Here is an 18,542-nt window from a genome sequence, read left to right on the forward strand (position 1 = left end):
GGGCCCACATGCCTATCCTGGCGAAATGCTGACCATCACCCAGGCGCTCTACGACCAGATCGTCGCGCACTCCCGAGCCGACCACCCCGACGAGGCGTGCGGCGTGGTCGCGGGCCCGGCCGGGACCGGCCGCCCCGAGCGGTTCATCCCGATGCTCAACGCCGCCCGCTCGCCCACCTTCTACGAGTTCGACTCGGCCGACCTCCTCAAGCTCTACCGCGAGATGGACGACCGCGACGAGGAGCCGGTGATCGTCTACCACTCCCACACCGCGACCGAGGCCTACCCCTCCCGCACCGACGTCACCTACGCCAACGAACCCGGCGCCCACTACGTCCTCGTCTCCACCGCGGACACCGACGACGCGGGCCCCTTCCAGTTCCGCTCGTACCGCATCGTGGACGGCGAGATCACCGAGGAGGACGTCGAGGTCGTCGAGGCGTACGAACCCGCCTGACCCCGCCCCGACCACGGCCGGTGACCGGACGGGACCGCGCTCACCACGGTCCCGTCCACCTGTCGAACACCGAGCATCCATCAGGTGAGATCACACTCGGGATTACGGACCGGGAATCGATACGATGAGCGCATGGTTCCCCATGACGTGAGCGACAAGACGCCGGGCATGCTGCTCGTCGCGCGCCTCCACGTCGACCTGTGCAGGCTCTCCAGCGCGATCTGTACGTGCCGCCTGCCCGCCGGCCGCAAGGCCTGAGCAGGGCCCGCGGCCCGAGAACACCTCACGTACGCACCAACCCCCGCGCGGGGGCAGAGCCGCGCGCCCCACGCCACCTCTCCGCTTCCGACAGGAGCCCACGCCATGGCCATCGAGGTCCGCATCCCGACCATCCTCCGCACCTACACCGACGGCGCCAAGGCCGTCGAGGGCAACGGAGCGACCCTCGCCGACCTCTTCACGGACCTGGAGAGCCGCCACAACGGCATCCGCGAGCGCATCGTCGACGGCGACCAGCTCCGCCGCTTCGTGAACGTCTACCTCAACGACGAGGACGTCCGCTTCCTCGACGGCATCTCCACCAAGCTCAGCGACGGCGACAACGTCACCATCCTCCCGGCCGTCGCCGGCGGCATGAACTGATGAGGTACGACAGCCCGCTCGCCGCGGTGGGCAACACCCCGCTCGTCCGCCTGCCGCGGCTGTCACCCTCGGACGACGTCCGCATCTGGGCCAAGCTGGAGGACCGCAACCCCACCGGCTCGATCAAGGACCGCCCCGCGCTCCACATGGTCGAACAGGCGGAGAAGGACGGCCGGTTGACCCCCGGCTGCACCATCCTGGAACCCACCAGCGGCAACACCGGCATCTCGCTCGCCATGGCGGCCAAGCTCAAGGGCTACCGCATCGTGTGCGTCATGCCCGAGAACACCTCCCAGGAACGGCGCGACCTGCTCGCCATGTGGGGCGCCGAGATCATCTCCTCCCCGGCGGCGGGCGGCTCCAACACCGCGGTCCGCGTCGCCAAGGAACTGGCCGCCGAACACCCCGACTGGGTCATGCTCTACCAGTACGGAAACCCGGACAACGCGGGCGCCCACTACGCGACCACCGGCCCGGAGATCCTCACCGACCTCCCGTCCATCACCCACTTCGTGGCCGGCCTCGGCACCACCGGGACGCTCATGGGCGTCGGCCGCTACCTGCGCGAACACAAGCCGGACGTCAAGATCGTCGCCGCCGAGCCGCGCTACGACGACCTGGTCTACGGGCTCCGCAACCTCGACGAGGGCTTCGTCCCCGAGCTCTATGACGCCTCCGTCCTCACCACCCGCTTCTCCGTCGGCTCGGCGGACGCGGTCACCCGCACCCGCGAACTCCTCCAGCAGGAGGGCATCTTCGCGGGCGTCTCCACCGGCGCCGCACTCCACGCGGCGATCGGCGTGGGAAACAAGGCCGTCAAGGCGGGGGAGCCGGCCGACATCGTCTTCGTCGTCGCGGACGGCGGCTGGAAGTACCTGTCGACCGGTGTCTACACGGCCCCGACGACGGAAGCGGCCATCGAGACACTCCACGGCCAGCTCTGGGCATAGGCCCCGGCGGCCCCGGTCGGGGTGCGCCCGAACCAGGGCGCACCCCACCTCACGCCAGCCCCCGCACCCGCTCCCACACCCCCGCGTCCACGACACCCACCCGCCGCCGGAACCCGCGCACGGCCACCTCCCGCAGCTCGTCCGTCTCCAGGAAGCTCGCCCTGTCCCGCGCGTCACCCACCGTTCCCGCAGGCAGCGCGATCACCCCGGGCCGCTCCTCGTGGTACTTGCTGGTGATCTTCGCGACGAGCGCCGAGTCACCCCGTACCGACAGCACCAGACACGGCCGGTCCTTCGCCCCCGGCCCGTCCTCGTACGGCACCTCGGCCCACCAGATCTCACCCGGCCGCGGCCGGTGCTCCGGCCCAGGCCCACGGCCGGGCCCCGCCGGCGGACGCGTCCGACCACCCGGACGCCCACCGGACCGCGTCCCCGCCCCCGCCGACCTGCGGGAACTTCCACGGGGCCGGTGCCCGCCCCGCCCCCGCCCATCGGCGACCGCCGCGACGAGCGCGAGCAGCACGACAAGAACGAGCGCGATCCACCACCAGGACATGTCCATGTCCCGACCGTACCGGCGTCACCACCGCTTCCATCGAACCGGTGACAGAGCAGGTGAGTTCCCCCACAACGGACGGCCGTGGAGGAGCGACCGACTGTTTCGCGCCTTACGCTCGACGAACCGCTCAACAGACCGCACGAACCCTCCCCGTTCCCACGTCTCGGAGGTTCACGCTCCATGAAGCTCACCGTCGTCGGCTGCTCCGGCTCGTTCCCGTCCGCGGGATCAGCATGTTCGAGCTACCTCGTAGAGGCCGACGGCTTCAGGCTGCTCCTCGACATGGGCAACGGCGCCCTCGGCGAGCTGCAGCGCCATGTCGGTCTCTACGACCTCGACGCCATTTTCCTCAGTCATCTCCATTCCGACCACTGCATCGACATGTGCGCGTACTTCGTCGTCCGCTACTACCGGCACGACGGCGGGCGCCCCGCACCCCTTCCGGTCTACGGACCCGAAGGCACCGAACAGCGGCTGACCACCGCGCACGCCGACACCCCGTCCGAGCACGCGATGAGCGAGGTCTTCGACTTCCACACGCTGAAGCCGGGATCGTTCGAGATCGGCCCCTTCTCGGTCCGCACGGAGAAGCTCTGCCACCCCGTCGACACCTTCGGGATCCGTATCGAGCACGGCGGCAGCTCGCTGACGTACTCCGGCGACACGGGGGCCTGCGAGGCCCTGGACGAACTCGCCGAGGGCGTCGACCTGTTCCTGTGCGAAGCATCGTTCGTCCACGGCAAGGAGGACATCCCGGACCTCCACCTCAACGGCCGCGAGGCGGGCGAGATCGCGGCCCGCGCCGGCGTGGGCCGCCTCGTCCTGACCCACATCCCGCCGTGGACCGACGCCGACCGCAACCTCTCCGACGCCCGCGTGGTCTTCGACGGACCGGCGGAGGTCGCGGTGCCGGGGGCGGTGTACGAGATCTAGGACCCGCCCCGTGTGCGGCGCCGTGGACACGACGAAGCCCTCACCTCCCACGGCGGGAGGTGAGGGCTTCGTCGTGCGGCGGGCGAGGGTTACTTCGCCTCGGCCTTCAGGAGCTCGGCGAGCTCCTCGTCCGACTCACGACCCGGAGTCGGCAGGTTGAACTTGGTGATCGCGAAGCGGAAGACCGCGTAGTAGACCACGGCGAAGCAGAGGCCGACCAGCACCAGCATCCACGGCTTGCTCGCGATGCCGAGGTTCAGGAAGAAGTCGACGGCGCCCGCGGAGAAGCCGAAGCCGTCCTTCATGCCGAGCCCCCAGGTGAGGGCCATGGAGACACCGGTGAGCACCGCGTGGATCGCGTACAGCACCGGGGCGATGAACATGAAGGTGAACTCGATCGGCTCGGTGACACCGGTCACGAACGCGGTGAGCGCGAGCGAGAACATCATGCCGCCGACGACCTTGCGGCGCTCCGGGCGGGCGCAGTGCACGATGGCGAGGCACGCGGCCGGGAGGGCGAACATCATGATCGGGAAGAAGCCGGTCATGAACTGTCCGGCAGTCGGGTCACCGGCCAGGAAGCGGTTGATGTCGCCGCTCTTGCCGTGGAACTCACCGGCCTGGAACCACGGGAACGAGTTCAGCAGGTGGTGCATGCCGACCGGGATCAGCGCACGGTTGGCAACACCGAAGATGCCCGCGCCGACCGCGCCGGAACCGACCAGCCACTCGCCGAAGTTGTGCAGCCCGGTGCCCAGGACCGGCCAGATGTATCCGAAGACGATGCCGATGACCAGCCCCGCGAAGGCGGAGAGGATCGGGACCAGGCGGCGGCCGCCGAAGAAGCCGGCCCAGGCGGGCAGCTTCGTCCGGTAGAACTTCTGGTAGAGCAGTGCGACGACGATGCCCATCACCACACCGCCGAGGACCTTGGCGTCCACGGGGGCGTGCGTCATGACCACCTTGCCGTCGACCACCGTCGCGACCTGGGGAAGGTTGCTGTCGGTGAAGGTGGCGAGCACCTTCTGGAAGACCAGGTAGCCGGTGACGGCGGCGAGTGCGGTCGAACCGTCCGACTTCTTGGCGAAGCCGATCGCGATGCCCACGGCGAACAGCAGCGCCATGTTGTCGAGGATCGCGTTGCCGCCCGCGGCCATGAAGCTCGCGATCTTGGTGACGAAGTCCGGGAACGAGGCCCTGCCGAGCATGTCGTCGTTGCCGAGACGCACCAGCAGCGCGGCTGCGGGCAGCACCGCGACCGGCAGCATGAGGCTGCGGCCGATGCGCTGCATGACCGACATCACGCCGGCACCCTTCTTCTTGGTGACCGCGGGCGCGGTGTCTGCCGTGGACATCAACTTCCTCCATTGGACAAGGCGCCGCCCAGGTCGTCGAGGGGGGAGGCGGCGACTCGGAATACGCGGCAGAACGCCACGTGGTCTGGACCACTCAGTGGTGTAGACCAGTTGTAGCACGGTGAGCGCGAGATAAGGAACCTGCAAAGTCCGACTACTTCGCATGAGCTATCACCCACGCTCGGTGACATGGCGAAGGCCCCCGGGCCGCATGGGTCCGAGGGCCTGCTCCGATCGGGCCGAAAGCCCGTCCGACGTGCTACTTCGTGAGGTTCCTCTCGATCTCCGCCTCCAGTTCGTCGGGCTCGCGGCCCGGTGTCTGGAGGTTGAACTTGGTGATCGCGATCCGGAAGATCACGTAATACACGGCGGCGAACGCCAGCCCGATCGGAATGATCAGCCATGGTTTCGTCGCCAGGCTCCAGTTGATGACGTAGTCGATCAGACCCGCCGAGAAGCTGAAGCCGTCCTTCACACCTAGCGCCCACGTCACCGCCATCGAGACACCGGTGAGCACCGCGTGGATCCCGTACAGCAGCGGTGCGACGAAGAGGAACGAGTACTCGATCGGCTCGGTGATGCCCGTCACGAACGACGTCAGGCCGACCGAGAGCATCATGCCGCCGACCGCCTTCCGGCGGTGCGGCTTGGCGCAGTGGTAGATCGCCAGCGCCGCCGCGGGCAGGGCGAACATCATGATCGGGAAGAAGCCCGAGGTGAACTGGCCGGCCGTCGGGTCGCCCGCCAGGAACCGGTTGATGTCACCGTGCACGACCGTGCCGTCCGGCTTGGTGAAGTCGCCGAACTGGAACCAGACGAAGGTGTTCAGGAACTGGTGGAGGCCGATGACCAGCAACGCCCGGTTGGCGAGACCGAAGATGCCGGAACCCACCCAGTCCAGGTCCACCAGCCACTTGGAGAAGCTGGTCAGGCCGTCGCCGATCGGCTGCCACAGCCAGGCGCACAGGCCCGCGAAGAGCAGACCGACGAACGCCATGATGATCGGGACGAGCCGCCGGCCGTTGAAGAAGCCCAGCCAGTCCACCAGCTTGACCCGGTGGTACCGCTGCCAGAACCAGGCGGACAGCAGCCCCATCACGATGCCGCCGAACACCCCGGGGTTCTGGTACGCGGCCGCCGTGACCTTGGCGTCGCCGGTCACACAGGTGCCGAACCAGGTGCCGCCCGAGGTGAACGTCGAACCAGGGGCGCAGTCCACCGGGAAGGCGTGCAGCACCGCGTAGTAGACGAGGAAGCCGGCCACCGCGGCGAGCGCGGTCGAACCGTCGGACTTCTTCGCCATGCCGATCGCGACACCGACGCAGAACATCAGCGGAAGGCCGAGCCCCGAGTCGAGCAGTGCACCGCCCGCCGCCGCGAACACCTTGGCGATGTTGGTCCAGCCCAGACCCTCGTCGCCGAATACGTCCGGCTGGCCCAACCGGTTGAGAATGCCGGCCGCCGGGAGCACCGCGATCGGCAGCTGGAGGCTGCGGCCCATCTTCTGGAGGCCCTGGAAGAAGCCGTTCCACCATGTCTTCTGTGGCACAGCGGCGCTGCTCGAGCTCATCGGCATCCTCCCGGAACAAGGCATGTTCGGCGGTCGTTGCAGACTGGTGTAGACCAGTTGAGGTACGGTGCGTAACCCGCCTGGAAGACAGGCACCGATGATCGTCATCATTGGGGACGGTCCAGTCACCCGCTCGCGAAGCTGGGCCAAACGTGCGTTACGGTGACGAAACGGACCCAGGGTGGGCCGTCGCACGCATGTGAAGAACCAGGGAGAAGGCCATGGCCAGCAAGGCTGAGAAGATCGTCGCCGGGCTCGGCGGTATCGAGAACATCGACGAGATCGAAGGCTGCATCACCCGCCTCCGCACCGAGGTCCACGACCCGAGCAAGGTCGACGAAGCCGCCCTCAAGGCCGCCGGAGCCCACGGCGTCGTCAAGATGGGCACCGCGATCCAGGTCGTCATCGGCACCGACGCCGACCCCATCGCCGCCGACATCGAAGACATGATGTGACCGGCCGCCCAGCCCTCCGCTGAGCCCGCCGCCCGACCGCTTCCGGCCCTCCGCCGACCCGGCCGCCCGGCACCGTACAGGCCCCGCCCACCCGGACGGGGCCTGTGGCGCACTCGAACGGGCCCTGCGACGCACTCGAACGGATGCCACCGCCGCACCCGATAAAGTCGACGCCATGTCTCGTATCGACGGCCGCACCCCCGAACAGCTCCGCCCCGTCACCATCGAACGCGGATGGAGCAAGCACGCCGAAGGATCCGTCCTCATCTCCTTCGGCGACACCAAGGTCTTCTGCACCGCCTCCGTCACCGAAGGCGTCCCGCGCTGGCGCAAGGGCAGCGGCGAAGGCTGGGTCACCGCCGAATACTCCATGCTGCCCCGCTCCACCAACACCCGCGGCGACCGCGAATCCGTACGCGGCAAGATCGGCGGCCGCACCCACGAGATCAGCCGCCTCATCGGCCGCTCCCTGCGCGCCGTCATCGACTACAAGGCCCTCGGCGAGAACACCATCGTCCTGGACTGCGACGTCCTCCAGGCCGACGGCGGCACCCGCACCGCCGCCATCACCGGCGCCTACGTCGCCCTCGCCGACGCCGTCACCTGGGCCCAGCACAAGAAGATCGTCAAGCACGGCCGCAAGCCGCTGACCGACACCGTCTCCGCGGTCAGCGTCGGCATCGTCGACGGCACCCCCCTCCTCGACCTCTGCTACGAGGAGGACGTCCGCGCCGAGACCGACATGAACGTCGTCTGCACCGGCGACGGCCGCTTCGTCGAGGTCCAGGGCACCGCCGAGGCCACCCCCTTCGACCGCAAGGAGCTCGGCGCACTCCTCGACCTCGCCACGGCCGGCTGCGCGGACCTCACCGTCATCCAGCACGAGGCCCTCGCCCGCACGCTGGGCGAGTAAAGAAGCAACCAAAAACGCACCACAACGCGTCATTACGAACACGGGCGCACGGGTCGAACCGTGCGCCCGTCCGCGTATCCGCACCCGGGGAGGAACCGCACCATGGCCAAGGCCACCCGCCACCGCCGCATCACCGTCGCGCTGACCCTGACCGCCCTCGCCCTCACCGCCGCGTCCGGCTGCGGCGCCGTCGACAAGGCACTGGACTGCGTCCGCACCGCCGACGCCATCGCCACCAGCGTCGACAACCTCCAGCAGGCCGTCTCCAACGCCACCAGCGACCCCACCCAGGCCTCCGAGGCCCTCGACGAGATCGAGAAGGAACTCGGCAACCTCGGCGACAAGACCGACAACGCCGACCTCAGCAAGGCCGTCGACGACCTCCAGGCGGGCGTCGGCAACGTCCGCGACTCCATCGACAAGGGCGACGCCACCCCCGACATCACCCCGGTCACCGACGCGGCCACGGAGATCGGCAAGGTCTGCACCCCCTGACCACCCCCGATACTGGGTGACATGACCCGCCTCATCCTCGCCACCCGCAACGCCGGGAAGATCACCGAACTCCACGCGATCCTCGCCGACGCCGGCCTCACCCATGAGCTCGTCGGCGCGGACGCGTACCCGCACATCCCCGACGTCAAGGAGACCGGCGTCACCTTCGCCGAGAACGCCCTGCTCAAGGCCCACGCCCTGGCCAAGGCCACCGGCCACCCGGCCATCGCCGACGACTCCGGCCTCTGCGTGGACGTCCTCGGCGGCGCCCCCGGCATCTTCTCCGCCCGCTGGGCCGGCACCCACGGCGACGACAAGGCCAACCTGGACCTGCTCCTGGCCCAGCTCTCCGACATCGACGAGGCCCACCGCGCCGCCCACTTCGCCTGCGCGGCCGCCCTCGCCCTCCCCGACGGCACGGAACGCGTGGTCGAGGGCCGCCTGCCGGGCACCCTGCGCCACACCCCGTCCGGCACCAACGGCTTCGGCTACGACCCGATCCTTCAGCCCGAGGGCGAAACCCGCACCTGCGCGGAACTGACCCCGGCGGAGAAGAACGCGATCAGCCACCGGGGCAAGGCGTTCCGGGCGTTGGTGCCAGTGGTGCGGGAGTTGGTGGGGTGAGATACGCCGACGGGCCGCCCGGTCGCGGGCGGCCCGTCGAGATGTGCGGCCGGTGGGATTCGAACCCACACGGGATTTCTCCCACGGGCTCCTAAGGCCCGCGCGTGCTGCCAGTTTCGCCACGGCCGCATGGCCGCCATGCTACCGGTCGACGGCCACCCGTCTACCTCCGCCTCCTCGGCACCAGGTGTCCGTGGAAGCATGGCAATTGGGACAGAGCAGCCTCAGATTCGTGGGCTGGTCGTCACTCCAGTCCCCATTGATGTGGTCGACCTCCAGCGTCATCGGCTTCCCGAACCATTTGGGGCCGGTACCGCACTCTGCACACTCCTCCGGCACGCCGATCTCGCGAAGCGCCCGACGCAGCAGGGTGGTCCTTGTCCGGCGTTTGCCGCCATGCTTGACCAGGATGTCCTCGTGGCGCCTGGGAGGGACCACGCCTGGCCTGCCGCGCTGATGAGCCTGCCCCAGGAAATGTGCCGTCGAGACGTTCTCTTCAGCGAGCCACTGACGCAATAGGGTGCGTTGCCTGCCGCTGTCCGGGCGCCCAAGTCTGCGAAGCAGCCCAGCGATCGAGATCGATTCGGCAACTGCCGCACGCAGCTCTTCGGCGGTGGGCCGAGGAAGCCCGTCATGGGGTCGGAAATGCGAGATGTCGATGCTGAAGTGGGCGAACCGCCTCGTGAGGTACCTGCGGAGCTTGCCGCAGGGCTTGATGCCGAAGAAGGCGATGACCTCGTCGAGGCTGGCGCACTGCGCGGCGGCCTCTGCCAGTCGGACGCGGGTGTACCGCACGCCGTTGCTCATGAGCTCTCACGTCCCTTGCTGCGACCTCGGTAATTGTCCGTCGTCGAATGACAGTTGGGACACAGGAGCCGGAGGTTCTCGATGCGGTTGTCTCGCCAGTTGCCGTCGATGTGATCGACTTCCAGAGGGAGCGGGCGTCCCCGCCAGACGCTTTCTGTACCGCACAGGGCGCATCGCTCCGGCATGCCCAAGGCCGTCATGGCCCACTTGATCCGGTCGCTCGGAATGCGTCGGGCTCGGGCCGGTGGTTGCTCAACGAGCAGGCCCTCCGGCGTCCGAGGGCGCCAAGGCATTCCTCTCCGGGACGGCATTTTGAAGTGCGACGTGTCGATGCCGCACGCCTTGATGCGGCGGCTGATGTGGGTGTGGTGGCCGCCGACCACGTCCAGCCCGAGGTGACGCAACACCTCGCACATGTTCGTCGACGCCAAGACCGCCGCCTGGAGGATGTCCCGGGTCCACTTGACCTCCCGCTCGAAGTGGGATGTGTCCACTCCCAGCCTTTTCATCCGCCCGGATACGTACCGCCGCGTCGAACTCTTCGGATCCACTCCCAACCGCACCAAGGCTTCCGTCAGTGTCCGTGCCCCTCGGGCCGCCTCGACGAGCCGCTCTCGTGTGTACGGGCTTGTCCCCATGCTCCCCTCCGTATCCGGCCACGCGTTCGCAGCCTCGTACGGAGCAACGATCCGTTTATCGGAGGGTCACGTCCGATATCCGACAAGATGCGGAATGGCCTGTGCCGTTTCAGTCGAGGCTGAAGGGGCACAGGCCATTCCGGGGTCCAGGGCCCGGCGGAACCCCGAATCAGATGCCGAGGTCCCTGATGATCTTGGCGACATGGCCGGTGGCCTTGACGTTGTAGAGGGCGCGTTCGACCTTGCCCTCCTCGTCCACGACGATCGTGGAGCGGATGACGCCCGTCACCGTTTTGCCGTAGAGCTTCTTCTCGCCGAAGGCGCCGTACGCCTCAAGGGTCTCCTTGGACGGGTCGCCGACCAGGGTGACCTCGAGGTTCTCCTTCTCGCGGAACTTGGCGAGCTTCTCGGGCTTGTCGGGGGAGACGCCGATGACGTCGTACCCGGCGCCGGTGAGCAGCTCCAGGTTGTCGGTGAAGTCGCAGGCCTGCTTGGTGCAGCCGGGGGTGAGGGCGGCCGGGTAGAAGTAGACGATGACCTTGCGGCCCTTGTGGTCGGCGAGCGAGATCTCGTTGCCGTCGGCGTCGGGCAGGGTGAAGGCGGGGGCGGTGTCGCCGGGCTGGAGTCGCTCGCTCATGGTTCTCCTCGGGTGGCACGTGGGGTGTACGGGACCGAGCGTAATAGGGGTGCCGCCGAGTGCGCGGGCGGTCGAGCTGACAGACTGTCGATGAAGGTTTCGATGAAGGTTTACCGGACGACGACCACGGAGGCGGCGCAGTGTCGGATGCCAGGACCCCTGCGCAGATCGAGGCGGACATCATCAGCAGGCGTGAGCAGCTTGCGGTGGTGCTCGATGAGATCGGGGTGCGGGTGCACCCGGATACGATCATGGGTGACATGAAGGCGAAGGCCGCCGAGGCCGTTGACCGGACGGCCGGGCGGGCGTTCGTCGCGGTGAACCGGGCGGTGTCGGACGTGAAGGCACAGTTCGTGTCCGAGGACGGGGCCCCGCGTCTGGAGCGGGTGGTTCCGGCGGCGCTGCTCGCGGTGGGTGTCGTGGGTCTGGTCGTGGCGTCGAAGCGGCGTCGCAAGAGGTGACGCGCGGTCCGTGCACCCCGGAGGGGCGTGTGGGCGCGGCGGGCAGGTAGGTTGCGGGGCGTGAGCGAGAACACCGACGACAAGCTGCCCATCCGCATGCTGCACGACCGTGTGCTGGTCCGGTCCGATACGCCCGAGGGCGAGCGGCGTTCCGGTGGCGGCATCCTGATTCCGGCGACGGCGGCGGTCGGCCGTCGGCTGGCCTGGGCCGTGGTGGTCGCGGTGGGCCAGAACGTGCGGACGGTGGAGCCGGGTGACCGGGTGCTGTACGACCCCGAGGACCGTGCGGAGGTCGAGGTGCGCGGGGTGGCGTACGTGCTGATGCGCGAGCGGGATCTGCATGCGGTGGCGGCGGACCGGTTCGAGGGGTCGGTGGATTCGACCGGGCTTTATCTGTAGCCCCCTGTCCGTAGCTGTCTGCTTGGCCTGGTGACCGGTGTCACCAGGCCTTTTGCATGTTCTTTGCTACGGTGGGGTGACCCCCGACGAGACGCGCCGTACCGGGTTTCGAAAAGACGACGCACCCGTTCTGTTGGCGTGTTCTGTCTTGTCGGAGGTGCTGTCATGGCCTGGGTTCTGCTTGTTGTCGCCGGTCTGCTGGAAGTGGCCTGGTCGATCGGGATGAAGTACACCGAGGGGTTCACCCGGCTCTGGCCGAGCGTGTTCACGGGTCTCGGGATCGTGGCGAGCATGGTGTTGCTGTCCCATGCGGCCAGGACGCTGCCGATCGGTACGGCGTACGGCGTGTGGGTCGGGATCGGTGCGGCCGGTGCGGCGGTGCTGGGCATGGTGGTGCTGAACGAGCCGGTGACCGCGGCCCGGATCTTCTTCGTCTGTCTGCTGCTGGTCGCCGTCGTGGGGCTGAAGGCGACCTCGGGTCACTGACTCGGGGCCGGTGTGCCCCGGGTGCCGGGGAGGGGTTCGTTGCCGCTCCTGGCACCGTTGTACCCGCCCGGACCCTCGCCGCCGTTGTATCCGCCCGGACCCTCCCCGCCGTTGTACCCGCCTGGGCCCTCGCCGCCGTCGTACCCGCCGCGTGGGCCGCCGTTGTCGCCGCCGCCGTTGCCCGTCGTGCCGCCGGTCGGGCTGCCGGTTTCGGTGCCGCCGGTGGCCGGTTCGCTGCTGCCGGGGATCGACGGGCTGGTGGGCGGGGTGGTGCCTGGGGTGCTGGGCGGGGTGCTGGAGGTGCTCTCGGAGGGGGTTCCGGTGCTTTCGGGGTTGGTTTCCTCGCCGGTGGGCGGGGCGGATTCTTCGGCGCCGCTTTCGAGCCGGAGGTCGAAGTCCGTGGCCGTGGTGCCCCGCAGGGCGGCCTCGGTGTACTGGGCCCAGGTCTGGGCGGGGGCGCCGCCGCCGTTGATGCGGGCGAGTCCGAGTGCCCCGTACAGCGGTTTCTGCACGCCGGTCTTGGGGTCCTGGCCCATGACGGCGATGACGGTGGTGAGGTCGGGGGTGTAGCCGGCGAACCAGGCCGCCTTGTCCTCCTCGGCGGTGCCGGTCTTGCCGGCGGCGGGGCGTCCGGCGGCCTGGGCGGCGGTGCCGGAGCCGCGCTCCACGACGCTCCGGAGGATCGAGGTCGTGGTGTCGGCGGCTTCGCGGCTGACCGCCTGCTCGGTGTGTTTGCCGTCGGGGAGGTCGAGGTTCTCGCCGTCCTTGGTGATCCGGTCGACGAGGACGTACGCGCCGTGCCGGCCGTGGTTGGCGAGGGTGGCGTACGCCTCGGTCATGTCGAGGACGCTGGCGGTGGCGACGCCGAGGGCGTTGGACGGGTACGCGGTGAGGTCGGGGGTGTTCTCGGGAAGGCCGAGGTCGATGGCGGTCTGCTTGACCTTGCCGGGGCCGACGTCCTCGGCCATCTGGGCGTAGACGGCGTTGACGGACTTGTCGGTGGCCTCGGAGACGGTGATGGGCCCGTAGCTGATGTCGTCCTCGTTGGCGGGGGCGTAGCCGGTGGGTCCGTCGGGGCCCTGGACCATGCGTTTGTTGGTGCCGTCGTAGATGGTGTTGGGGGTGATGCGCCGGCCGTCCTGGGTGGTGGAGCGGTTGGCGACGGCGGAGGTGAAGACGAAGGGTTTGAAGGTGGAGCCGACCTGGTAGTCGCGGCGGGTCGCGTTGTTCACATACTGCTTGGTGTAGTCGACGCCGCCGTACATGGCGACGACGCGGCCGTTGGCGGGGTCGATGGAGGCGCCGCCGACGCGGACGTTGCGGTCGGCCTCGCGGTCGGGGCTGGTTTGGGACATGACGTTGTCGTCGACGGCTTTGACGAGGGCGTTCTGTTTCTTCTTCTCCAGGGTGGTGGTGATCCGGTAGCCGCCGGTGGCGAGGGTGTCCTCGTCGATGACGTCGTTGCCGGTGAGGTAGTCGTCGACGGCCTGGACGATGTAGCCGCGCTGTCCGGAGAGGCCGGTGGAGGGCTTGACCTTGCCGGGTACGGGGAATTTCATGGCGGCGCGTTCGGCCGGGCCGAGCCATTTCTCCTTGACCATGCCGTCGAGTACGTAGTTCCAGCGGGCGAGGGCGGCGGCCTTGTTCTGGGGGTGGACGACGATGTCGTACGCGCTGGGGGCGTTGAGCAGGGAGGCTAGGTAGGCGCCCTCGGCGGTGGTGATCTCGCCGATGTCCTTGGAGTAGTAGGCCTGGGCGGCGGCCTGGATGCCGTAGGCGTTGCGGCCGAAGTAGCTGGTGTTGAGGTAGCCCTCGAAGATCTGGTTCTTGGACTCCTCGCGGTTGAGCTTGACCGCGATGAAGAACTCCTTGACCTTGCGGACGAGGGTCTGTTCCTGGCCCAGGTAGTAGTTCTTGACGTACTGCTGGGTGATCGTCGAGCCGCCCTGCTTGCCCTTGCCGGTGAGGGTGTTGAAGGCGGCGCGGGCCATGGCCTTGAGGTCGACGGCCCGTTCGGAGTAGAAGTCCCGGTCCTCGGCGGCGAGGACGGCGCGCTGGACGGTGAGCGGGACCTGGGCGAGCTGGATGTTCTCCCGGTTGACCTCGCCGGAGCGGGCGATGACGCTGCCGTCCTTGTAGAGGTAGACGTTGGACTGGAGTGTGGCGCTGGCGTTGGCGGGCGGGATGTCGACGAGCTGGTAGCCGGCGATGAAGCCGCCGATCAGGAGCAGGGCGACGAAGAGGACGGCGCCGAGGACCATGCGCCAGGTGGGGATGGCGCGGCGCCATCCGGTGCGCCTGGGGCGTTTGGGCTGCTTGGGCCGCTTGGGTTGCCTGGGCGTCTCGGCGTTGTGGGCGGCCGGGTCCCTGGGAGCCCAGCCCCGGGGGTCGTTCTCCCCGCTCGGCTGCTGTGGGTCGTCGCTCATGTCCGTGCAGACTCCTCGGCCGCGGTCAGTTCCCTCATAGTGCCCTTTTCTGGGGAATAAGCACCGGATCGACCCTGGATCGAACCCGGATCGGCCCCCGAAAAGCGGTCGCGGCGGCCGTCCCCGCTGGACTAGGGTCTTGCGCTTTGGTGTCCAAAGCCGTTGGGCACCCGGCGATGGGGGGTGTGTGCGGTGCGGCTTTACGCGGTGGTGGCAGCGGGACAGTTCCGGCGCTTCGCCACCTACCGGACCGCCACGGCGGCCGGAGTCTTCACCAACACCGTTTTCGGGTTCATCCTCGCGTACACCTATGTGGCATTGTGGGACGAGCGGCCGCAGCTCGGTGGTTACGACATGTCCCAGGCGCTCAGCTATGTCTGGCTGGGGCAGGCGCTGCTGATGACCTGTTCCATGATGGGCGGCGGTTTCGAGAACGAGCTGATCGAGCGGATCAGGACCGGCGACGTCGCGGTCGATCTCTACCGGCCCGTCGATCTCCAACTGTGGTGGCTGGCGGGCGATCTGGGCCGGGCCGCGTTCCATCTGCTGGGGCGGGGCATCGTGCCGATGCTGGCGGGATCGCTCGCCTTCGATCTGGCGCTGCCTTCCTCGCCGGGGGTCTGGGTGGCCTTCCTGGTCTCGGTGGGGCTCGGCGTCGTGGTCAGTTTCGCGATCCGCTATCTGGTGGCGCTCTCCACGTTCTGGCTGATGGACGGGGCGGGGATGGCGCAGATGTCCTGGCTGGCCGGGATGTTCTTCTCCGGGATGCTGCTTCCGCTGACGCTGTTCCCCGGTGTGCTGGGGGACGTCGCGCGGGCGCTGCCGTGGTCGTCGATGCTCCAGGTGCCGGCCGATGTGTTCCTGGGCAAGTACCCGGGCTGGGAGCTGGTGGGCGCGTACGCCTTCCAGGCCGGCTGGGCGCTGGCGCTGCTGCTGGTGGGACGGATGGTGCAGTCGGTGGCGACGCGGAGGGTGGTGGTCCAGGGTGGCTGACACGACCGGTGCGGTGGAGGTGGCCGGGGCGGCGGACGGGCCCGGCGGCCGTTCCGCGGACTGGCCCGATGCGGTGTTCGCCGAGCGGTCCCGGTTCGTCGAGGGGGTCAGGGCGTACGGGCTGATCGCGATGATGTGGCTGCGCTCGACGATGGCGTACCGCGCCTCGTTCGCCATGATGGCGTTCGGGAACTTCGCGGCGACCGCCTTCGACTTCGTCTCGATCCTTTTGATGTTCTCGCACGTGGACCGGCTGGGCGGCTACACACTGCCCGAGATCGCCCTGCTGTACGGGGTGGCGGGCACCGCGTTCGGTCTCGCCGATCTGTTGCTGGGCTCGATGGACCGGCTGGGCGCGCGGGTGCGCGACGGCACGCTGGACACGTTGCTGGTGCGGCCGGTCCCGGTGCTCGCCCAGGTGGCGGCGGACCAGTTCGCGCTGCGCAGGCTGGGGCGGGTGATCCAGGGTGTGCTGGTGCTGGGGTATGCGCTGGTGGCGCTGGACATCGAGTGGACGCCGCTGAAGGTGGCCATGATGCCGATGATGCTGCTGAGCGGGGCGGCGGTCTTCGGGGCGCTGTTCGTGGCGGGGGCGGCGTTCCAGTTCGTCGCGCAGGACGCCTCGCAGGTGCAGAACGCCTTCACGTACGGCGGGAACACACTGCTCCAGTACCCGCCTTCGGTCTTCGCGAAGGACCTGGTGCGCGGGGTGACGTTCGTGGTGCCGCTGGCCTTCGTGAACTGGCTGCCCGCGCTGTACGTGCTGGGCCGGGACTACCCGCTGGATCTGCCGGTCTGGGTGGCGTTCCTGCCGCCGGTGGTGGCGGTTCTGTGCTGGCTGCCGGCCGGTCTGGGCTGGCGCTCGGGGCTGCGCGCGTACCGCAGTACAGGAAGTTGAACCACGACTACGAACGGGACAGGACATCGGACATGGACGCGGAAACCCCCTCCGGCTTCATCGAGCTCGACCAGGTGGAGAAGGTCTTCGACGTGCGTCGCAGGACCGGATTCATGCGCAGTGAACGCCGGCAGGTACGGGCGGTCGATTCGATCAGTTTCCGCGTCGCGCGCGGCGAGATGGTCGGTTACATCGGTCCGAACGGCGCCGGGAAGTCGACCACGATCAAGATGCTGACGGGCATCCTCACCCCGAGCGGTGGCCGGCTGCGGGTGGCGGGCATCGATCCCTCGCGGGAGCGTACGAGGCTGGCGCACCGGATCGGTGTGGTGTTCGGCCAGCGCACCACGTTGTGGTGGGACCTGCCGCTGCGCGACTCGTACCGGCTGATGCACCGGATGTACCGGATTCCCGACGCGCGGTACCGGGAGAACCTGGACCGCTGTATCGAACTCCTCGATCTGGGCGAGCTGTTGGACGTTCCGGTGCGGCAGTTGTCATTGGGGCAGCGGATGCGCGGTGACATCGCGGCGGCGCTGCTGCACGATCCGGAGGTGTTGTATCTGGACGAGCCGACGATCGGTCTGGATGTGGTCTCCAAGTCCAAGGTCCGTGGCTTCCTGCGGGATCTGAACGCCGAACGCGGTACGACGGTGCTGCTCACGACCCATGATCTGACGGACATCGAGCAGCTCTGCAAGCGTGTGATGGTGATCGACCACGGCCGTCTGATGTACGACGGGGCCCTCGCCGGTCTGCACGAGGTGGGTGAGAGCGAGCGGACGCTGGTGGTCGATCTGGAGTGTCAACTGCCGCCGATCCGGCTGGAGTCGGCGCCATCAGTCCGTACGGTGAAGGTGGAGGGGCCGCGGCAGTGGCTGGCCTTCCCGGCGTCGGAGTCGGCCGCTCCGCTGGTCGCGCGGATCGCCGCGGACTACCCGTTGGTCGACCTGTCGGTGCGGGAGCCGGACATCGAGGCGGTGATCGCGAAGATGTATGAGTCGGCCACCGGCATGTAGGGCTGGGACGAGGGCGGGGACGTTCAATAGGCTTCGCGGTATGACAAGTGACCTTCCGGAAATGCGTGCTTCCGATTCCGAGCGTGAGCGTGTCGCCGAGACCCTGCGCGAGGCGGTTGCCGAGGGCCGGCTGGAGATGCCGGAGTTCGAGCAGCGGCTCGAAGCGGCTTACAAGGCCCGTACGCATGGGGAGTTGGAGCCGTTGGTGCGGGATCTTCCCGCGCCGGGCGCCGCAGTGGCCCCGGTGGGGGCGGCTCCGGCGCGGACCACCGGATCGCAGAAGCGGTGGGCGGACCGGATCGGCAAGCCCGCCACGTCGAGCGGCGCGTTCGCGATCTGGGGCGGGTTCGGTCGCCGGGGGAACTGGACGGTGGGCCGGAAGTTCACCGCGTTCGCGATGTGGGGCGGCGGTGAGATCGATCTGCGGGAGGCGAACTTCGAGGACCGCGAGGTGGTCATCCGCTGTTTCGCGGTCATGGGCGGCATGCAGGTGACGGTTCCGCCGGAGCTGAATGTCGAGGTCCGGGGGATCGGCATCATGGGCGGATTCGGGGAGCGGTCGAAGGACGACGGGGTCCCGTCGCCGGACTCCCCGCGGGTGCGGATCACCGGGCTCGCGCTGCTGGGCGGCGTCGGTGTGGAGCGTAAGCGGAGCAAGGCGGAGAAGCAGCGGCTGAGGGACGCGGAGCTGGAGCGGCTGCGGGACCGGCAGCGGGAGCTGGACGGGGAGCGCGGGAGCGGACGCGGTCGGCTGGAGAAGGGTCCGTCGGACTGAGAGGGGCGGAGCCCCGGGGTGCTCCCGGGGTGCCGCTCGTCGACGTTGCC

General features: G+C 68.7%; 23 protein-coding genes, 1 tRNA gene and 1 riboswitch. Of the genes, 16 read left to right on the forward strand and 8 right to left on the reverse strand.

Going from position 1 to position 18,542, the window contains the following annotated elements; translation table 11 throughout:
- The first annotated feature begins 25 nt into the window (after positions 1–25).
- The 4 genes from OG842_RS24585 to OG842_RS24600 all read left to right on the forward strand — a co-directional run bounded on the left by OG842_RS24585 (position 26) and on the right by OG842_RS24600 (position 2,049).
- Positions 26–457 (forward strand): M67 family metallopeptidase, encoded by a 432-nt coding sequence (locus tag OG842_RS24585; RefSeq protein WP_266732626.1) that lies wholly within the window; start codon positions 26–28, stop codon positions 455–457.
- Between the two features lie 132 nt (positions 458–589).
- Positions 590–715 carry a putative leader peptide gene (locus OG842_RS24590; RefSeq protein WP_256088703.1) on the forward strand — a complete coding sequence of 42 codons (126 nt, stop codon included), beginning with the start codon at positions 590–592 and terminating at the stop codon, positions 713–715.
- Between the two features lie 105 nt (positions 716–820).
- Positions 821–1,099 carry a MoaD/ThiS family protein gene (locus tag OG842_RS24595; RefSeq protein WP_266732627.1) on the forward strand — a complete coding sequence of 93 codons (279 nt, stop codon included), beginning with the start codon at positions 821–823 and terminating at the stop codon, positions 1,097–1,099.
- A complete protein-coding gene (locus tag OG842_RS24600) occupies positions 1,099–2,049 on the forward strand; it encodes a PLP-dependent cysteine synthase family protein (protein WP_266732629.1) in 951 nt (316 codons plus the stop codon). Before OG842_RS24595 ends, OG842_RS24600 begins: the two co-directional genes overlap by 1 nt.
- Positions 2,050–2,098: 49 nt before the next feature.
- Here OG842_RS24600 and OG842_RS24605 read toward each other — a convergent pair whose 3' ends face one another.
- On the reverse strand, positions 2,099–2,611 hold the full coding sequence (locus OG842_RS24605; RefSeq protein ID WP_266732631.1) for a type II toxin-antitoxin system PemK/MazF family toxin: 513 nt from the start codon (positions 2,609–2,611) through the stop codon (positions 2,099–2,101).
- 177 nt (positions 2,612–2,788) lie between these two features.
- Here OG842_RS24605 and OG842_RS24610 point away from each other — a divergent pair, with 177 nt between their 5' ends.
- Positions 2,789–3,541: an MBL fold metallo-hydrolase gene (locus OG842_RS24610; protein WP_266732633.1), complete on the forward strand. Its 753-nt coding sequence runs from the start codon at positions 2,789–2,791 to the stop codon at positions 3,539–3,541.
- 89 nt (positions 3,542–3,630) lie between these two features.
- On the opposite strand, the gene OG842_RS24615 is transcribed toward OG842_RS24610, so the two are convergent.
- Entirely contained in the window at positions 3,631–4,896 is a 1,266-nt protein-coding gene (locus OG842_RS24615; RefSeq protein ID WP_328512473.1) for a PTS transporter subunit EIIC, read from the reverse strand.
- A gap of 259 nt (positions 4,897–5,155) precedes the next feature.
- Positions 5,156–6,466 (reverse strand): PTS transporter subunit EIIC, encoded by a 1,311-nt coding sequence (locus OG842_RS24620; RefSeq protein WP_266732636.1) that lies wholly within the window; start codon positions 6,464–6,466, stop codon positions 5,156–5,158.
- A gap of 221 nt (positions 6,467–6,687) precedes the next feature.
- Between OG842_RS24620 and OG842_RS24625 the strand changes: the two genes are divergently transcribed.
- The 4 genes from OG842_RS24625 (at position 6,688) to rdgB (ending at position 8,953) form a co-directional block, all read left to right on the forward strand.
- A complete protein-coding gene (locus OG842_RS24625; RefSeq protein WP_014156020.1) occupies positions 6,688–6,921 on the forward strand; it encodes a glucose PTS transporter subunit EIIB in 234 nt (77 codons plus the stop codon).
- A 175-nt stretch (positions 6,922–7,096) separates the two neighbouring features.
- Positions 7,097–7,834 (forward strand): ribonuclease PH, encoded by a 738-nt coding sequence (rph, locus tag OG842_RS24630; protein ID WP_266732637.1) that lies wholly within the window; start codon positions 7,097–7,099, stop codon positions 7,832–7,834.
- Positions 7,835–7,936: 102 nt separating this feature from the next.
- Positions 7,937–8,329, forward strand: a complete 393-nt coding sequence (locus OG842_RS24635; RefSeq protein ID WP_266732638.1) for a hypothetical protein — start codon at positions 7,937–7,939, stop codon at positions 8,327–8,329.
- 21 nt (positions 8,330–8,350) lie between these two features.
- Complete coding sequence (gene rdgB, locus OG842_RS24640) at positions 8,351–8,953, forward strand: RdgB/HAM1 family non-canonical purine NTP pyrophosphatase (protein ID WP_328512474.1); 603 nt, start codon at positions 8,351–8,353, stop codon at positions 8,951–8,953.
- A 44-nt stretch (positions 8,954–8,997) separates the two neighbouring features.
- Here rdgB and OG842_RS24645 read toward each other — a convergent pair.
- From OG842_RS24645 to bcp, 4 genes are all read right to left on the reverse strand, one after another.
- Positions 8,998–9,082: transfer RNA gene (locus OG842_RS24645), tRNA-Leu, on the reverse strand.
- Positions 9,083–9,094: 12 nt separating this feature from the next.
- A complete protein-coding gene (locus OG842_RS24650) occupies positions 9,095–9,760 on the reverse strand; it encodes an HNH endonuclease signature motif containing protein (RefSeq protein ID WP_328512475.1) in 666 nt (221 codons plus the stop codon).
- Positions 9,757–10,398 carry an HNH endonuclease gene (locus OG842_RS24655; RefSeq protein WP_266732641.1) on the reverse strand — a complete coding sequence of 214 codons (642 nt, stop codon included), beginning with the start codon at positions 10,396–10,398 and terminating at the stop codon, positions 9,757–9,759. The genes OG842_RS24650 and OG842_RS24655 overlap by 4 nt, the downstream gene beginning before the upstream one ends.
- A gap of 169 nt (positions 10,399–10,567) precedes the next feature.
- Positions 10,568–11,035 (reverse strand): thioredoxin-dependent thiol peroxidase, encoded by a 468-nt coding sequence (gene bcp, locus OG842_RS24660; RefSeq protein WP_266732642.1) that lies wholly within the window; start codon positions 11,033–11,035, stop codon positions 10,568–10,570.
- Between the two features lie 140 nt (positions 11,036–11,175).
- Here bcp and OG842_RS24665 point away from each other — a divergent pair, with 140 nt between their 5' ends.
- The 3 genes from OG842_RS24665 to OG842_RS24675 all read left to right on the forward strand — a co-directional run bounded on the left by OG842_RS24665 (position 11,176) and on the right by OG842_RS24675 (position 12,381).
- The gene (locus OG842_RS24665) at positions 11,176–11,496 is read left to right on the forward strand and encodes a DUF3618 domain-containing protein (protein ID WP_266732644.1); all 321 of its coding nucleotides are present in this window, start codon (positions 11,176–11,178) and stop codon (positions 11,494–11,496) included.
- A gap of 60 nt (positions 11,497–11,556) precedes the next feature.
- Positions 11,557–11,895, forward strand: a complete 339-nt coding sequence (locus OG842_RS24670; protein WP_030923137.1) for a GroES family chaperonin — start codon at positions 11,557–11,559, stop codon at positions 11,893–11,895.
- Between the two features lie 60 nt (positions 11,896–11,955).
- Positions 11,956–12,021, forward strand: a riboswitch (guanidine-III (ykkC-III) riboswitch).
- A gap of 39 nt (positions 12,022–12,060) precedes the next feature.
- Entirely contained in the window at positions 12,061–12,381 is a 321-nt protein-coding gene (locus OG842_RS24675) for a DMT family transporter (protein ID WP_124723313.1), read from the forward strand.
- Here the strand turns inward: OG842_RS24675 and OG842_RS24680 are convergent.
- Positions 12,375–14,807, reverse strand: a complete 2,433-nt coding sequence (locus tag OG842_RS24680) for a transglycosylase domain-containing protein (RefSeq protein ID WP_328512476.1) — start codon at positions 14,805–14,807, stop codon at positions 12,375–12,377. The two genes, OG842_RS24675 and OG842_RS24680, sit on opposite strands and share 7 nt — an antisense overlap.
- Before the next feature lie 192 nt (positions 14,808–14,999).
- Here OG842_RS24680 and OG842_RS24685 point away from each other — a divergent pair, with 192 nt between their 5' ends.
- The 4 genes from OG842_RS24685 (at position 15,000) to OG842_RS24700 (ending at position 18,492) form a co-directional block, all read left to right on the forward strand.
- Complete coding sequence (locus tag OG842_RS24685; protein ID WP_266732647.1) at positions 15,000–15,800, forward strand: ABC transporter permease; 801 nt, start codon at positions 15,000–15,002, stop codon at positions 15,798–15,800.
- Entirely contained in the window at positions 15,793–16,698 is a 906-nt protein-coding gene (locus tag OG842_RS24690) for an ABC transporter permease (protein ID WP_443064003.1), read from the forward strand. Before OG842_RS24685 ends, OG842_RS24690 begins: the two co-directional genes overlap by 8 nt.
- 32 nt (positions 16,699–16,730) lie before the next feature.
- Positions 16,731–17,717, forward strand: coding sequence for an ABC transporter ATP-binding protein (locus tag OG842_RS24695; protein WP_266732651.1), 987 nt, complete (start codon positions 16,731–16,733; stop codon positions 17,715–17,717).
- A 61-nt stretch (positions 17,718–17,778) separates the two neighbouring features.
- A complete protein-coding gene (locus tag OG842_RS24700) occupies positions 17,779–18,492 on the forward strand; it encodes a DUF1707 SHOCT-like domain-containing protein (RefSeq protein WP_266732653.1) in 714 nt (237 codons plus the stop codon).
- Positions 18,493–18,542 lie beyond the last annotated feature (50 nt).

Source organism: Streptomyces sp. NBC_00376, from assembly GCF_036077095.1.
In the GTDB taxonomy this organism is placed as follows: Bacteria; Actinomycetota; Actinomycetes; order Streptomycetales; family Streptomycetaceae; genus Streptomyces.

Bases quoted from the DNA above. Each gene is read 5' to 3' on its own strand.
- OG842_RS24585 (WP_266732626.1), top strand. From the start codon at position 26: ATGCTGACCATCACCCAGGCGCTCTACGACCAGATCGTCGCGCACTCC.
- OG842_RS24590 (WP_256088703.1), top strand. From the start codon at position 590: ATGGTTCCCCATGACGTGAGCGACAAGACGCCGGGCATGCTGCTCGTC.
- OG842_RS24595 (WP_266732627.1), top strand. From the start codon at position 821: ATGGCCATCGAGGTCCGCATCCCGACCATCCTCCGCACCTACACCGAC.
- OG842_RS24600 (WP_266732629.1), top strand. From the start codon at position 1,099: ATGAGGTACGACAGCCCGCTCGCCGCGGTGGGCAACACCCCGCTCGTC.
- OG842_RS24605 (WP_266732631.1), bottom strand. From the start codon at position 2,611: ATGGACATGTCCTGGTGGTGGATCGCGCTCGTTCTTGTCGTGCTGCTC.
- OG842_RS24610 (WP_266732633.1), top strand. From the start codon at position 2,789: ATGAAGCTCACCGTCGTCGGCTGCTCCGGCTCGTTCCCGTCCGCGGGA.
- OG842_RS24615 (WP_328512473.1), bottom strand. From the start codon at position 4,896: ATGTCCACGGCAGACACCGCGCCCGCGGTCACCAAGAAGAAGGGTGCC.
- OG842_RS24620 (WP_266732636.1), bottom strand. From the start codon at position 6,466: ATGAGCTCGAGCAGCGCCGCTGTGCCACAGAAGACATGGTGGAACGGC.
- OG842_RS24625 (WP_014156020.1), top strand. From the start codon at position 6,688: ATGGCCAGCAAGGCTGAGAAGATCGTCGCCGGGCTCGGCGGTATCGAG.
- rph (WP_266732637.1), top strand. From the start codon at position 7,097: ATGTCTCGTATCGACGGCCGCACCCCCGAACAGCTCCGCCCCGTCACC.
- OG842_RS24635 (WP_266732638.1), top strand. From the start codon at position 7,937: ATGGCCAAGGCCACCCGCCACCGCCGCATCACCGTCGCGCTGACCCTG.
- rdgB (WP_328512474.1), top strand. From the start codon at position 8,351: ATGACCCGCCTCATCCTCGCCACCCGCAACGCCGGGAAGATCACCGAA.
- OG842_RS24650 (WP_328512475.1), bottom strand. From the start codon at position 9,760: ATGAGCAACGGCGTGCGGTACACCCGCGTCCGACTGGCAGAGGCCGCC.
- OG842_RS24655 (WP_266732641.1), bottom strand. From the start codon at position 10,398: ATGGGGACAAGCCCGTACACACGAGAGCGGCTCGTCGAGGCGGCCCGA.
- bcp (WP_266732642.1), bottom strand. From the start codon at position 11,035: ATGAGCGAGCGACTCCAGCCCGGCGACACCGCCCCCGCCTTCACCCTG.
- OG842_RS24675 (WP_124723313.1), top strand. From the start codon at position 12,061: ATGGCCTGGGTTCTGCTTGTTGTCGCCGGTCTGCTGGAAGTGGCCTGG.
- OG842_RS24680 (WP_328512476.1), bottom strand. From the start codon at position 14,807: ATGAGCGACGACCCACAGCAGCCGAGCGGGGAGAACGACCCCCGGGGC.
- OG842_RS24695 (WP_266732651.1), top strand. From the start codon at position 16,731: ATGGACGCGGAAACCCCCTCCGGCTTCATCGAGCTCGACCAGGTGGAG.
- OG842_RS24700 (WP_266732653.1), top strand. From the start codon at position 17,779: ATGCGTGCTTCCGATTCCGAGCGTGAGCGTGTCGCCGAGACCCTGCGC.